Below are 14414 nucleotides of genomic sequence, written 5' to 3'. Positions count from 1 at the left end.
CGCCGCAGGCGAGTGAGACAGCACAGGCGGGCGGCGCTGTTGTCGGCCGCACCACGATCTGTTTCAGCCATGACGCTGCATCCGATGACATGGCTGTGCGTATGATCGCCCCAGACCCTGATGGAGGCTGCGACGTGCTCAAGCGCCTGACACTTTCCCTGCTGCTGGCCACCACCCCGCTGCTCGCCACTGCTGGGCCGGACAGCTATCGGTTGGACCCGGTGCACACCCGTGTGCTGTTCGCGGTCGAGCATGCCGGTTTCTCGCATGCATTGGGGACGGTATCGGGCAGCGAAGGCGTGCTGGTGTTCGATCCGGATGACTGGCGCAGCGCGCGACTGGAGGTCAGCGTGCCGATCCAGCGGCTGGACCTGGGCGATGCCAAATGGAACACCGCCACGCTGGCGCGCAACCTGCTCGATGGCGAGCGATTTCCTGAGGCACGCTTCGTCTCCACACATGTCGCGCCCATTGATCCGACCCACGCCAACGTTACCGGCCAGCTCACCGTCCGCGGGGTGACCCGCGAGGTGACCCTGGCGGTCACCCTCAACGCACTCAAGCGGCATCCACTGCCTCCGTTCCGGCGTACCGCTGGCTTCTCGGCCACCGCCACGCTCAGCCGCAGCGCCTTCGGCGTGGATGGCTGGGCCTCGATGATCGGTGATGAGGTGCAGTTGCGGATCGAGGCCGAAGCCGTGCGTGATCGCAACGCCGGCGATCCTGCCGATACCGCCCCCACCGATGCGCCGGGAACTCCCGCCGCCCCGGCCGACTCAGATTCCCCACAGCCGGTCCAGGAGACCACGCCATGACCGCCAAGAACACCCCGACCCGATGGGGTGGCGTCAGCCAGACCCTGCACTGGCTGATCGCCGTACTGATCCTCGCGCTGGGCATCGTCGGGCTGACCATGGGCGAACTGCCCAGGACCCCGAAGTACTTCTGGGTCTACACCATGCACAAATCGATCGGCATCACCGTGCTGGCGTTGGTCGTGACCCGCCTGCTGTGGCGCCTGTACGCCGGCGCACCACACCCGGTGCCGGGCACGCCGACGTGGCAGGAGCGCATCGCCTCGGCCACCCATTGGCTGCTGTACGTGCTGATGTTCGGCATTCCGCTGTCGGGCTGGCTCTACGACTCCGCCAGCGGCCTGCGTCCGTTCCGCTGGTTCGGGCTGGTCGACGTGCCGAAGCTGAGCCCACCGGACGAACGCGTCACACAGATCTCGCACGCCATCCATGAGTGGGGCTTCTGGCTGCTGATCGCCGTGGTGGTCGCCCATGCCGGTGCGGCGCTTTATCACCATTTTTACCAACGCGATGCCACGCTTGCGCGCATGCTCCCGCAGCGCTGGCTTGCCTCCCCCCAGAAGGATTGACCATGAACATCAAGCTCACCTCTCCCGCCGCCGTCGCTGCCGCCCTGGCCGGGCTGCTGGCCACTGCCCCGGTGCTGGCCGCCGATTACGTGCAGGCACCCGGCTCGGTGCTGGCCTTTGCCACCAAGTACGACGGCGAAGTGTTCACCGGCACCTTCCCGGGTTTCGACACCCGGATCAGCTTCGATCCGGCCAAGCTGGACGATGCCAAGCTGGAAGTGACCATTCCGCTGGCCAGCGCCAAGAGCGGCAACAGCGACCGCGATTCGACCCTGCAGGGCGCGGACTTCTTCAACGTGGGCAAGTTCGCCCAGGCCAAGTACAGCGCCACCAAGTTCCGGTCGCTGGGCAACAACCAGTACGCCGCCGACGGTACGCTGGAGCTGCGTGGCGTGAGCAAGCCGGTCACGCTCACCTTCACCTGGACCCCGGGCGCGCAGCCGGTGCTGGCCGGCAAGGCCACGGTCAAGCGCCTGGACTTCGGCGTGGGTGGCGGCGACTGGGCCGACACCAAAACGATCCCGAACGAAACCGCGATCAGCACCAAAGTGGTCCTGAAGGCGAAGTAACGTCAGATGGCGGTAGTGCCGGCCGCTGGCCGGCTCCTCCCGCGATGATCGAATCCCGACGAGCCGGCCAGCGGCCGGCGCTACGGCATCCAGCACCGCCAAGCGGCGCTGGGTGTCAGCCGATCCAGGCCCGCAGTCCCGCCACATCGAACGGCCAGTCCAGTTCCCGCCCCTGCGCATCGCGCAGCACCGGCACCCGCAGCCCGTAGCGGGCCTCCAGCGCGGTGTCGTCATCGATGAACACACTGTCCAGATCGGCCACCCGGGCCTGGGCCAGCACCGCCAGGGCCTGGTCGCACAACTGGCAGTCATCACGCTGGTACAAGGTAAACACCGGCCCACCCGCCTTGGGAAATGTTGCGCCGCACTCAAGGCTGGCGCCTGCGACAGCATAGAATAGCGCTCCATCCGATACCCGCAGTTTGGCAATCATGGCTGTCAGCACGTTCGACGTTTTCAAGATCGGCATTGGCCCGAGTTCTTCGCACACCGTGGGACCGATGAAGGCTGCCGAACGTTTCGTGCACCGCTGGCTCCTCGATCCCGGCCATCTGCAAGACGTGGTGCGCATCCGCGCCGACGTCTACGGCTCGCTGGCCCTGACCGGCCGTGGCCATGGCACCGACAAGGCCGTGCTGCTCGGGCTGGAAGGCCAGCGCCCGAACCTGATCGATCCGGACATCATCCCCGAGACGCTCGAGCGGATCCGCAGCAGCAAGCGCATCCGCCTGATGGGCCAGCATGAGATCGCCTTCGACGAGAAGCGCGACCTGGGCCTGAACAAGCGCCAGAAGCTGCCGTACCACACCAACGGCATGCGCTTCACGGCTTACGGTGCGGACGAGCAGGTGATCGCCACGCGCGATTACTACTCCGTCGGCGGCGGCTTCGTGGTCAACCAGGATGACGCGGCCGATGACCGCATCGTGCCCGATGAAACCCCGCTGCCCTACCCGTTCAAGAGCGGCGATGAGCTGCTCGCGCAGACCGCCCGCAGTGGCCTGAGCATCGCCCAGATGATGTTCGAGAACGAAAAGTGCTGGCGTACCGAGGACGAGATCCGCGACAGCCTGCGCGAGATCTGGAGCGCCATGCAGGCCTGCGTGGAGCGCGGCATCCGTCAGGAAGGTACCCTGCCCGGCGGCCTGCATGTATCACGCCGCGCCCCGGCGCTGTACCGCGAACTGTCCTCCAAGCCGGAAGCGGCGATGCGCGACCCGCTGACCACGCTGGACTGGGTCAACCTGTACGCGCTGGCCGTGAACGAAGAAAACGCCGCCGGTGGCCGCGTGGTGACCGCACCGACCAACGGCGCAGCCGGCGTACTGCCAGCGGTGCTGCACTATTTCGACCGTTTCTGCCCCGGCGCCAACGAACAGCGCGTGTTCGATTTCCTGCTGACCTCCGCGGCGATCGGCATCCTTTACAAGGAAAATGCCTCCATCTCCGGTGCCGAAGTCGGCTGCCAGGGCGAAGTGGGCGTGGCCTGCTCGATGGCGGCCGGCGGCCTGGTCGCTGCACTCGGCGGCAACCCGAGCCAGATCGAGAATGCCGCTGAAATCGGCATGGAACACAACCTCGGCCTGACCTGCGACCCGATCGGTGGGCTGGTGCAGATTCCCTGCATCGAGCGCAATGCAATGGGCGCGGTCAAGGCGATCAATGCCTCGCGCATGGCGATGCGTGGCGATGGCAAGCACAAGGTCTCGCTGGACAAGGTCATCAAGACCATGCGCGATACCGGCCGCGACATGCAGGACAAGTACAAGGAAACCAGCCGCGGCGGGCTGGCGGTCAACGTCATCGAGTGCTGATCGACCGTCCCCGGCGGTAGAGCCGACCGTTGGTCGGCTGCTCCCGGTGGCATCGTCGGTACGCCTGCACGGCCGCTCCGGTACAGTCAGGACTTCCCCCCGATGGAGACCGCCATGCGCATCCTGGCTGCCGCCCTGCTCGCCTGCCTGCCGCTGACCACCCTCGCCGCCGACACCTACGGCCCGCGACTGGAAGGCTTCGACTATCCGTACCCCGTGAAGATCTTCCGGTTCGAGTCCCAGCGCCAGCCGCTGGAGATGGCCTATATCGACGTGCCCGCCGGTGGCAAAGGCTTCGCCGGGACGGTGGTGCTGCTGCACGGCAAGAATTTCTGCGCGGCCACCTGGAAGGACACCATCGCGGCACTGAGCGCGGCCAGCTACCGGGTGATCGCACCGGACCAGATCGGCTTCTGCAAATCGAGCAAGCCCGAGCGCTACCAGTACTCGTTCGGCCAGTTGGCTGCCAATACCGAAGCGCTGCTGGAGCATCTGGGCTACGGCGAAGGCAAGCTGCACATCGTCGGCCATTCGATGGGAGGCATGCTCGCGGCCCGCTTCGCGCTGATGTACCCGCAGCGCACCCTCAGTCTCTCGCTGGTCAACCCGATCGGACTGGAAGACTGGAAGGCCAAGGGCGTGCCATGGCGCAGCATCGACGCCTGGTATGCGGGCGAGCTGAAGACCAGCTTCGACAGCATCAAGAAGTACCAGCTCGACGTCTATTACAACGGCCAGTGGAAGCCCGAGTACGAGCAGTGGGTGCGCATGCAGTCGCGCATGTACGACGGCCCCGGCAAACAGGCGGTGGCATGGAGCCAGGCGCTGACCTCGGACATGGTGTTCAACCAGCCGGTGGTCCATGAGTTGCCCAGGCTGACGGTACCGACCACGTTGTTCATCGGCCAGACCGACCGCACTGCAATCGGCCGTGATCTGGCACCACCCGCCCTGAAAGCGACGCTCGGCAACTACCCTGCGCTGGGCAAAGCGGCGGCGGCAGCGATCCCAGGCGCCACCCTGGTGAGCTTCGAAGACCTCGGCCACTCGCCACAGGTGCAGGACCCGGACCGGTTCAATGCGGCACTGCTGAAGGCAATCTCACAACACGACTGACCTGCCCACCACCCCGGTAGTGCCACGCCATGCGTGGCAGCAGCCGTCCTCACCATTATCCGCCGACGCAGCCAGCCCACCCTTGGCGCCACCGTGTGCCTGGGTGGGATCGCACGGCATTCAGCGCCGCACGATCGCCAGCACGTCATCCAGCAACGCGGCGGCGGTGACGTCCGCCCCGGCGCCCGGCCCCTGGATCAGCAGCGGCTGGGCGTGATACCGGTCGCTGTGGATCGCGACCCGGTTGTCGGTCTGTGCACCGCCGGCCAGCGGATGATCGCGCGGCAGGACGCGCAGCCCAACCGCCGCTCCGTCGTGGTCGAAACCACCGACGAAACGTAGACACCCTGCTTGTTCCTGCGCCTGCTGCCAGTAAGCTTGCAGCGGTGCGTCCAGCACAGAAAGCTGACCCAACGCATCCGCCGGTGACAGCGCGGCGAGCGCGTCAGGTACCAATGAAGCGACCTGCACCTGCTCGGCACGCAACGCGATGCCGCTGGCGCGCGCCAGGATCAGCAATTTGCGACGGACATCTTCGCCGGAGAGATCCACACGCGGGTCCGGCTCGGTGTAGCCGGCCTCGGCCGCCTCACGCACCCACGCCGAAAACGGTCGCTGGCCATCGTAGTGATGGAACAACCACGCCAGCGAACCGGACAACACGCCCTCCACGCGATGGATGCGGTCGCCGCCAGCGACCAGCGCGCGCAGGCTGCTCAGCAGCGGCAGGCCTGCACCCACCGTTGCACTGTCGCCGTACTGCGCAGCGCCCTGCTGTCCACTGTCGGCGATGGCTTGGGCACGGGCCAGCTGTGCGCCCTGGCCGAGCTTGTTGGCGGTCACCACGTGCACGCCCCGCGCCAGCCACTGTTCGTGCCAGTTGGCGACCTCGTCACTGGCGGTCGCGTCGACCACCACATCGCCACGCTGGAGGCCTTCGGCTTCCGCCCACGGCTGCAACGCCAGCGCGCCGCGTGCGGCCAGGTTGGCCTGGGCGAGTTCCTGCGCGGGGGTCTGTTCGCAGGCACGCGCCGTGCGCGAGTTCGCCAGCCAGGAGAACGAGGGCAGCATGACGCCGCGATCCTGCAGCGCGGCGTACCGTTGCACGAACGCGGTGCCGACCGTGCCGGTACCGAGCAGCGCCAGCTTGCGGTGGTCCGCCAGCGGCAGGTTCAGGACCGCGCTCATGCATCCACCTGTTTACGGCGCTGCACGTCGCGGTGCTGATCGATCACCACCTGCGCGCGTTCCAGCCCGGCCTGCAGATCGGCCACCAGGTCTTCCGGCGATTCGATCCCGACCGACAGGCGCAGCAGCCCTTCGCTGATCCCGGCGTGCGCACGCGCTTCCGGGGTCATGGCCGCGTGGGTCATGGTCGCCGGATGCGCGATCAGGCTCTCCACGCCGCCCAGCGATTCGGCCAGGGTGAAGCAGCGCAGGCCATCCACGAAGGCGCGCACTGCCGCATGCGGATCCTCGCCCGGGCACGAGGCCAGTTCGAACGAGAGCATCGCGCCGAAGCCGCTCTGCTGGCGCGCGGCGATCGCATGGCCGGGGTGATCGGCCAGGCCCGGGTAGTACACGCTGGCGACCGCATCGCTGGCGGCCAGCAGGTCGACCACGGCCGCCGTGTTTTCCTGGTGCGCACGCAGACGCGCACCGAGCGTCCGCAGGCCGCGCAGGGTCAGGAACGCATCGAACGGCGAACCGGTCAGGCCCAGCGCGTTGGCCCACCACACCAGCTGCTCGTGCACCGCCGGATCACGCGCGATCACCGCACCACCGACCACATCGCTGTGGCCGTTGATGTACTTGGTGGTGGAGTGCAGCACCAGATCGGCACCGAAGCTGATCGGCTGCTGCAGCGCCGGCGACAGGAACGTGTTGTCGACGACGACCTTGGCACCGGCCTTGTGCGCGGCATCGATGACGAAGCGCAGGTCGGTGATGCGCAGCAGCGGGTTGGACGGGGTTTCGATCAGCACCAGCGTCGGCGACTGCGCCAACGCATCGGCCAGCGAACGCGGATCGGTCAGGTCGGCGGTGATCAGGCCGAAGTGACCCTTCTTGGCCAGCGCATTGAACAGGCGCCAGCTGCCGCCGTATGCATCGTGCGGCACCACCAGGGTATCGCCGGGCTGCAGCAGCGCGTTGAGCACCAGGTTGATCGCGCCCATGCCGGTGGAGGTGATCACGCCACCGGCGCCGCCTTCCAGTTCGGCCAGCGCTTCACCGAGCAGATCGCGGGTGGGGTTGCCGCTGCGCGTGTAGTCGTACTGGCGCTTGTTGCCGAAGCCATCGAAGCTGAAGTTGGAGGACAGCACGATCGGCGGGGTCACCGCGCCGTGGGCGGTGTCACGGTCGATGCCGGCACGCACGGCGGCGGTGACGCGGCTACAGGACGGCTCGGTACCAGCGGAACGGCTCATGCGGATTCTCCGGGGGAACGAAAAGCGGTGGCGAGGATCGCGTCGATGCGATCGGTTTCTTTCAGGAAGGCGTCGTGGCCATACGGCGAGCGCAGCACGCGCAGGCTGCCGCGCGGGCCCAGCCCTTCCACCAGGCCGACACAGTCGGCCAGCGGCACCAGGCGGTCACCCTCCACGGCAACGACGACGGTCGGCACCTGGATGGCGGCCGGGTCGATGCGGTGCAGGTCGATCGATTCGGACAGGCGCAGATAAGCATCGACCGGGGTGCGGGCGACGTACTGCGCACCCGCTGCATCCAGATAGTCCTCGGCGGCAACGCGCACGCGGCCATTGACCACTTCCGGCGCGGCATCGAAGCGCTCGCCGAATTCTTCCGGCGTGCGGTAGCTGAGCATGGCGAACTGGCGCGCGAGCGACAGCCCGTGGCTCTCGGCGCATTGCAGCTGACCCAGCGCGACCGCACGGCGCTGCAGCGCGCGCCAGGCCGCGGCATACGGGTGCGGGCGATGCGCACCACTCACCGCGATCAGCTTCTGCACGCGCTCGCGATGACGGATCGCGAACTGCTGGCCGACCAGCGCGCCGTAGGAGTAGCCCACGAAGCACTGCAGGCGGGCGATGCCGAGATGGTCGAGCAGCAAGGCCAGCGCGTCGGCCTGATCGGCGGTATCGATCGGCAGATCGAGCGCGCCGTCGGCGCCGATGAAATCGAACGCCAGGATGCGCAGCGAGGCCGGATCCAGCGCGCGACCTGCGGCCACCAGGCCCTCGGCCCAGCCCTTTTCCGGGAACTCGGCATTGGCCGCCACATGACGGTGCGCGGAGATACCGCCGGCCAGCACCACCACCGGCGCATCGGCACGGCCCACGCATTCGTAGCGCAGGCGTACCGGCCGCGCCCCGCCGTGACGCATCGACAGCACCGCCGCGATATCGCCGCGCACGGCGTTCAGCCCGGCGTCGACGGGGACGCTGAGCGGGGCGAAGGAATCGGTGGCGACAGGGGCGGCGGTGGCGAAGCGCATGGCGGTATCCAAAGGAGGAAAACGGCCATCGAGCTTTCGCGGAGCTCGCGTTCGAAGCGCACGCACGGTGCACGGTTCGAACCATCTTTCGGAAGACACCAACGGTCTCCGCAGGATTTGGCACCTACGCAGGTCGCTTTCGCGTCTGCGGGCTGCCCCGGCTTCAAAGGGCCTGTCCCTCTGCCGGTCTCGATGGTGGAGCCACGATGCCAGTGCTTCCGGCCCATGTCAATCCCTTCATCGGCATGAAGCGATATATATTCCAGATGATCATCAGTCGCGCATACTCCAGCGTCCTCCCTGCCCGGCCGACGCCTTGCGCTGCCTGCGTTTCACTGCCCTGACGTTGATGATGATCCCGGTGCTGAACGCCTGGGCCGACCCGGGGGTGAACTGGCGGAAGGGCTGGCACCTCGACCGGCCAGCATCCGCTTCGGCACCCCGCGACGGCCTCGCCACGGATGTGCCGGCCTTGGCCGTGCTGACCCTGGAAGGGGCTGGCGAGCGCTGGCAGGCGCGCGTGGACAACCGCGTGGCCGGGCCGGTCCAGGTCGAACTGCGACCCGCCGCCGGCGCCGCCGCGCTACCGGGGCTCCCCCTTCAGACGGTGGTCGCCGCAGGCGCCAGCGTCGTGGTGACCCACCTGCAGCCGCCGGCCGGCAGTACCGCGATCCGTCTGGATCTGACGGCCGTTCCTGGCGACCCCGCCGCGCGGCCCCAGGATGTGAGCTACCAACTGCCGTTCGATGCCGCCCGCATCCAGGTCAGCCAGGCACCGCGAGGGCGGTTCAGCCACAACGATGCCGAGAACCGCGAGGCCATCGACTTCGCCCTGCCCGAAGGCACGCCCGTACTCGCGGCGCGGGCAGGAACCGTCATGCAGGTCCAGGCCGGGTATCAGGGCAACGGGCAGGACCGGGACCACGATCTGGGCCGGGCCAACCTGGTGCGGGTGCTGCATGACGACGGCAGCATGGCCGTATACGCCCACCTGCAGCACCACGGCGTGCTGGTCCTCCCCGGCGAGCAGGTCCAGGCAGGGCAGCGCATCGGCCTATCGGGCAACACCGGCTACAGCGCCGCGCCGCACCTGCACTTCGCGGTGCAGGTCAATGCCGGGATGCGGCTGCGCTCGATCCCGGCACGGATCGTCAGCCCACACGGCGAGTTGCACTTCGCCCGGAGCACGGACGAGGCCGGCCCATCCGCCCTGCCCTGACCCCGGCCGCCCTCCCCCGCTATACTGAGCGGCTTATCTCCATGAAAAGCGCCCCGGGCGGGCGCGTCACGCCATGTCCGAAGTCGCTACCGAAGCTGCGCGCCGCCGCACCTTCGCCATCATTTCCCATCCTGACGCCGGCAAGACCACGCTGACCGAAAAGCTGCTGCTGTTCGGCGGTGCGATCCAGATGGCCGGTTCGGTCAAGGGCCGCAAGGCCGCGCGCCATGCGACCTCCGACTGGATGGCGCTGGAAAAGGAGCGCGGGATCTCGGTCACCTCCTCGGTGATGCAGTTCCCGTACGAAGGCAAGATCGTCAACCTGCTCGACACCCCCGGCCACGCCGACTTCGGCGAGGACACCTACCGCGTGCTCACCGCGGTGGACTCGGCGCTGATGGTGATCGACGTGGCCAAGGGCGTGGAAGAGCGCACCATCAAGCTGATGGAAGTCTGCCGGCTGCGCGACACGCCGATCATGACCTTCATCAACAAGCTCGATCGCGAGGGCAAGGAGCCCATCGATCTGCTGGACGAAGTGGAAAGCGTGCTCGGCATCCAGTGCGCGCCGGTCACCTGGCCGATCGGCATGGGCCAGCGCCTGAAGGGCGTGGTGCATCTGATCAGCGGTGAGGTGCATCTGTACGAACAGGGTCGCAACTTCACCCGCCAGGATTCGACCATTTTCCCCTCGATCGATTCGCCGGGGCTGGCCGAGAAGATCGGTGAGCGCATGCTGGCCGACCTGCGCGACGAGCTGGAGCTGGTGCAGGGCGCCAGCCATCCGTTCGACGTGGAGGCCTACCTGGCCGGCAAGCAGACCCCGGTGTTCTTCGGCTCGGGTGTGAACAACTTCGGCGTGCAGCCGCTGCTGGACTTCTTCGTCGAGCATGCGCCGTCGCCGCAGCCGCGCGCCACCACCGGCCGCGTCATCGCACCGCAGGAAAACAAGCTCACTGGCTTCGTGTTCAAGATCCAGGCGAACATGGACCCGCAGCATCGCGACCGCGTGGCATTCATGCGGGTGTGCTCCGGCCGTTTCGTGGCCGGCATGAAGACCTTCCATGTGCGCACCGGCAAGGAAATGAAGCTGGCCAATGCGCTGACCTTCATGGCCAGCGATCGCGAGATCGCCGCCGAGGCGTGGCCGGGCGATGTGATCGGCATCCACAACCACGGCACGATCTCCATCGGTGACACTTTCACCGAAGGCGAAGCGGTCAGCTTCACCGGCATCCCGAACTTCGCGCCGGAACTGTTCCGCCGCGCCCGCCTGCGCGATCCGCTCAAGCTCAAGCAGCTGCAGAAGGGCTTGGCGCAGCTCTCCGAAGAGGGCGCGACGCAGTTCTTCCGCCCCCTGATGAGCAACGACCTGATCCTGGGCGCGGTGGGTGTGCTGCAGTTCGATGTGGCGGCGTACCGCCTGAAGGACGAGTACGGCGTGGAAGCCACGTTCGAGCCGGTCAGTGTGACCACGGCGCGCTGGGTCACCTGCAGCAACGAGAAGAAGCTGGAGGAGTTCCGCGAGAAGAACGCAGGCAACCTGAGCATCGATGCCGCCGGCCAGCTGGTGTACCTGGCACCGACGCGCGTCAATCTGCAGCTGGCGCAGGAACGCGCGCCGGACGTGCGCTTTGCGGCCACGCGCGAAGCCGCGCACAGCGTGTCGGTCAGCTGATCGCTCAGCCGATCTGTCGGCTGAACGGCCGCGCGTGCATGCGCGGCCCATCTTGGCGATGATAGGGGGGAGCGGGCTCCTCCTCCCCGCACATCCGATCATCGCCATGACCTCTGTCGTTTCCGTTCGAGAAGAAATCGCCAGCGCCTTGACCCACGGGCTTGGCGCCGTTGCTGCACTGGCTGGCAGTGCGGTACTGATCACCCTGGCCGCCATCTATGGCGACGGCTGGCAGCTGGCCAGCGCGATCGTGTTCGGCGTGGCGCTGTTGCTGTTGTATACGGCATCCACGCTGTATCACGCGATCCAGCATCCGGTCGCCAAGGGCCGGCTGAAGGTGTTCGATCACTGCGCGATCTATCTGTTGATCGCCGGTACGTACACGCCGTTCACGCTGATCGGTCTGCGCGGGGGGCCGTGGGGCTGGGGCATGTTCACCGCGATCTGGGCGCTGGCACTGTTCGGGGTGGTGTTCAAGCTGTTCTATACCGGCCGGTTCAAGCTGTTGTCGACGATCATCTATATCGCGATGGGCTGGATGGTGATGGTGGCGATCAAGCCGATGTGGCATTCGCTGGATGCGTGGACGCTGGGGTGGCTGCTGGCCGGCGGTGTGTTCTATACGTTGGGGACGGTGTTCTATCACCGGGAGTCGGTGCCGTATTCGCATGCGATCTGGCATTTGTTCGTGATCGGCGGGAGTGTGTGTCACTTCGTTGCGGTGACGGCGCAGATTCTCTGAGTGCTGTTTTTCTGCCAGGCAAGTGCGACGGCACCCTGACCAGCGAGAGCAATAGCACTAGCAACAGCAAGAGCGAGACCAAGAGCGACTCGGGCGTCAGGAATGCGCCAGGCGGGGTCGGCACGGGTGGGTCGGCGGGACACGCCGTGAATCCGTCCCTGGAGGCTCATGTCGCGCCATCCATGGCGCTCATGGTCCCGCCAACCCACCCGCACCGCCCCGCTCACCGTTGGCTGGTGGCCTGAGAAGGTCAAAATCCTGGTTGGACCGGGTGCCAAGCATGGCCACGCACTGCGCCTGGCGTAGTCGTCCCCAGCGGCGACGACGAGGATCGGCACGCCTCACCCTGACACTACCCTTACCAATGCTTCGCGTTGCCTGCACGATGCAAGGGCAACCATGGGGAGGTGAATACTGTGCCCTCCCCTGTTCCTTCCGATGCTCCTTCTCGTTCCCGCTGGCGCTGGCGTCGTCTTGGCAAGCGGGGGCAGCGGTGGTTGGCGATCCTCGTGTTTCTGTTTGCTGCACTGCTGATTCTGATCGCGTTGTGGGATTGGAACTGGTTCAAGGGGCCAGTGGAACGGGCGGTTCAGGCCAAGACCGGGCGGGAGTTCCATATCCATGGGGATCTGGATGTCGATCTGGGTCGGGTCACGACGGTGCGCGGCGATGGGCTGACGTTTGCGAATGCGACGTGGGCCAAGCAGCCGCAGATGGCGACGGCGGATCGGGTGGAGATCGATCTGCGGGTGTCGCCGTTGTTGCGCGGGCAGGTGCGGATTCCGGAGATCCGGTTGATCCGGCCGGATCTGTTGCTGGAGACGGCGCCGGAGAAGAATCAGCCGGGCAATTGGGATTTCCTGGGGCCGAGCGACGGTGATCCGCCGGTGCTGCAGCGGTTGTTGGTCGATGATGGGCGGCTGCAGTTCCAGGATGCGGCGGGCCGGACCGATGTGATGGTGTCGCTGGACAGCGGCAAGCCACGCGACAAGGACAGTGGTCCGCCGCTGCTGGTGAAGGGCAAAGGGCGCTGGCAGGGCAATCCGTTCTCGCTGGAAGGCAATACCGAGTCGCCGTTGGAGCTGACCAATACCGGGCACCCGTTCCGCATCCATCTGGATGGGCGTGCCGGGAATACGCATGCGATCGCCAGTGGGACGTTGACCAACCCATTCCAGCTGCGCGTGTTCGATCTGGAATTGATGTTGAGTGGTCAGGATATGGAGGATCTGTATCCGCTGATCGGGGTCGCCATGCCCTCCACGCCGCCTTACAGGCTCAAGGGGCAGCTCAAGCGCGACAACGCGATCTGGCGTTATGAGAATTTCACGGGTACGGCCGGTGACAGCGATCTGGGCGGGACCGCGCAGATCGACGTGAGCGGTGACCGGCCGTTCCTGAAGGCGGATCTGGTGTCCAAGCGGTTGGACTTCGACGATCTGGCCGGGTTCATCGGGGCGCCGCCGAAAACCGGTGCGGGCGAATCGGCCAATGCCGAGCAGAAGGCCCAAGCGGCTGCGCTGGCGACCCGCGCCAAGGTGCTGCCCGATACGCCTTACAACCTGTCCAAGCTGCGTGCGATGGATGCCGATGTGCGCTGGAAGGCGCAGCGGATCAATTCGCCGACCTTGCCGCTGGATGACATGGATGCCCACCTCAAGCTCAATGACGGGCTGCTGCGCCTGGAACCGCTCAACTTCGGTGTGGCGGGCGGCGATATCCGCAGCACGATCCGGATGGACGCGCGCAAGCAGGCGATCTCCACGCAGCTGCAGGCCACCATCCGCAAGGTGCAGCTGGGCAAGCTGTTCCCGGATGCGAAGCTGGCCGAGCAGGCCTCGGGCGGCATCAGCGGTGATATCAACCTGACCGGCCAGGGCAATTCGGTGGCAGCGATGCTGGGCAGTTCAGACGGCGCGGTAGCCCTCGGCATCGGCCGTGGGCATGTCGGCAATCTGATCATGGAACTGGCCGGACTGGATGTCGCCGAATCGGTGAAGTTTCTGTTTACCGGTGACAAGCAGATTCCACTGCGTTGCGCGTGGGGCGACTTCGGAGTCGCCAACGGTGTGATGCAATCACGTTCGCTCGCCTTTGATACCACCGACACCCTGATCCTCGGCGAAGGCAAGGTGGATCTGAAGCAGGAACAGCTGGACCTGCTGCTGCGGCCACGCCCGAAGGACATGAGCATCCTGGCGCTGCGCTCGCCACTGCGCATCGGCGGCACCTTCAAGGATCCCTCGTTCCGCCCGGATTTCAAGGCGCTGGGCATCCGCGGAGCGATCGCGCTGGCGTTGGGCAGCATCGCCCCGCCGGCTGCCCTGCTGGCCACGATCGAGACCGGCCCGGGCGAAGACAGCAACTGCGGTGGGCGTTACGCCAAGTAAGCAGATGCGGTCATGGCCGGATGCCGGCCGCTGACCGGCCATCCG

13 protein-coding genes and 1 riboswitch are annotated in these 14414 nt (G+C 66.7%); of the genes, 9 read left to right on the top strand and 4 right to left on the bottom strand.

Annotated elements, in window-relative coordinates; translation table 11 throughout:
• Positions 1 to 134: 134 nt before the first annotated feature.
• Genes EDF74_RS12840 through EDF74_RS12830 form a run of 3 tightly spaced genes read left to right on the top strand, consistent with a single transcriptional unit; the run spans position 135 to position 1953 of the window.
• Entirely contained in the window at positions 135 to 815 is a 681-nt protein-coding gene (locus tag EDF74_RS12840; RefSeq protein WP_123730463.1) for a YceI family protein, read from the top strand.
• Entirely contained in the window at positions 812 to 1384 is a 573-nt protein-coding gene (locus EDF74_RS12835) for a cytochrome b (RefSeq protein ID WP_123730462.1), read from the top strand. The genes EDF74_RS12840 and EDF74_RS12835 overlap by 4 nt, the downstream gene beginning before the upstream one ends.
• A gap of 2 nt (positions 1385 to 1386) precedes the next feature.
• The gene (locus EDF74_RS12830; protein ID WP_019186059.1) at positions 1387 to 1953 is read left to right on the top strand and encodes a YceI family protein; all 567 of its coding nucleotides are present in this window, start codon (positions 1387 to 1389) and stop codon (positions 1951 to 1953) included.
• Between the two features lie 115 nt (positions 1954 to 2068).
• Here the strand turns inward: EDF74_RS12830 and EDF74_RS12825 are convergent, their stop codons facing one another.
• Complete coding sequence (locus EDF74_RS12825) at positions 2069 to 2287, bottom strand: glutaredoxin family protein (RefSeq protein WP_123730461.1); 219 nt, start codon at positions 2285 to 2287, stop codon at positions 2069 to 2071.
• Positions 2288 to 2384: 97 nt separating this feature from the next.
• Between EDF74_RS12825 and EDF74_RS12820 the strand changes: the two genes are divergently transcribed.
• Together EDF74_RS12820 and EDF74_RS12815 are read left to right on the top strand one after the other, a co-directional pair.
• Complete coding sequence (locus EDF74_RS12820) at positions 2385 to 3767, top strand: L-serine ammonia-lyase (protein ID WP_123730460.1); 1383 nt, start codon at positions 2385 to 2387, stop codon at positions 3765 to 3767.
• 114 nt (positions 3768 to 3881) lie between these two features.
• Entirely contained in the window at positions 3882 to 4883 is a 1002-nt protein-coding gene (locus EDF74_RS12815) for an alpha/beta fold hydrolase (RefSeq protein WP_123730879.1), read from the top strand.
• Between the two features lie 120 nt (positions 4884 to 5003).
• Here the strand turns inward: EDF74_RS12815 and EDF74_RS12810 are convergent, their stop codons facing one another.
• The 3 genes from EDF74_RS12810 to metX are packed head-to-tail and all read right to left on the bottom strand — an operon-like array spanning position 5004 to position 8340.
• On the bottom strand, positions 5004 to 6071 hold the full coding sequence (locus EDF74_RS12810) for a homoserine dehydrogenase (protein ID WP_123730459.1): 1068 nt from the start codon (positions 6069 to 6071) through the stop codon (positions 5004 to 5006).
• Positions 6068 to 7312, bottom strand: coding sequence for an O-succinylhomoserine (thiol)-lyase (locus tag EDF74_RS12805; RefSeq protein WP_123730458.1), 1245 nt, complete (start codon positions 7310 to 7312; stop codon positions 6068 to 6070). The genes EDF74_RS12810 and EDF74_RS12805 overlap by 4 nt, the downstream gene beginning before the upstream one ends.
• Positions 7309 to 8340, bottom strand: coding sequence for a homoserine O-succinyltransferase MetX (metX, locus tag EDF74_RS12800; protein WP_123730878.1), 1032 nt, complete (start codon positions 8338 to 8340; stop codon positions 7309 to 7311). Before metX ends, EDF74_RS12805 begins: the two co-directional genes overlap by 4 nt.
• 78 nt (positions 8341 to 8418) lie before the next feature.
• Positions 8419 to 8539, bottom strand: a riboswitch (SAM riboswitch).
• Between the two features lie 153 nt (positions 8540 to 8692).
• Here metX and EDF74_RS12795 point away from each other — a divergent pair.
• The 4 genes from EDF74_RS12795 to EDF74_RS12780 all read left to right on the top strand — a co-directional run bounded on the left by EDF74_RS12795 (position 8693) and on the right by EDF74_RS12780 (position 14369).
• Positions 8693 to 9559: a M23 family metallopeptidase gene (locus EDF74_RS12795; protein ID WP_260232256.1), complete on the top strand. Its 867-nt coding sequence runs from the start codon at positions 8693 to 8695 to the stop codon at positions 9557 to 9559.
• A 73-nt stretch (positions 9560 to 9632) separates the two neighbouring features.
• Positions 9633 to 11237 carry a peptide chain release factor 3 gene (locus EDF74_RS12790; protein ID WP_123730457.1) on the top strand — a complete coding sequence of 535 codons (1605 nt, stop codon included), beginning with the start codon at positions 9633 to 9635 and terminating at the stop codon, positions 11235 to 11237.
• 106 nt (positions 11238 to 11343) lie between these two features.
• A complete protein-coding gene (gene trhA / locus EDF74_RS12785; protein WP_088432947.1) occupies positions 11344 to 11979 on the top strand; it encodes a PAQR family membrane homeostasis protein TrhA in 636 nt (211 codons plus the stop codon).
• A 407-nt stretch (positions 11980 to 12386) separates the two neighbouring features.
• Positions 12387 to 14369 (top strand): AsmA family protein, encoded by a 1983-nt coding sequence (locus tag EDF74_RS12780; protein WP_123730456.1) that lies wholly within the window; start codon positions 12387 to 12389, stop codon positions 14367 to 14369.
• Positions 14370 to 14414 lie beyond the last annotated feature (45 nt).

Source organism: Stenotrophomonas rhizophila (assembly GCF_003751305.1).
GTDB classification, from domain to species: domain Bacteria; phylum Pseudomonadota; class Gammaproteobacteria; order Xanthomonadales; family Xanthomonadaceae; genus Stenotrophomonas; species Stenotrophomonas rhizophila_B.
The sequence above is the reverse complement of the archived record's forward strand: the minus strand, read 5'-3'. Positions and strand labels throughout refer to the sequence as shown.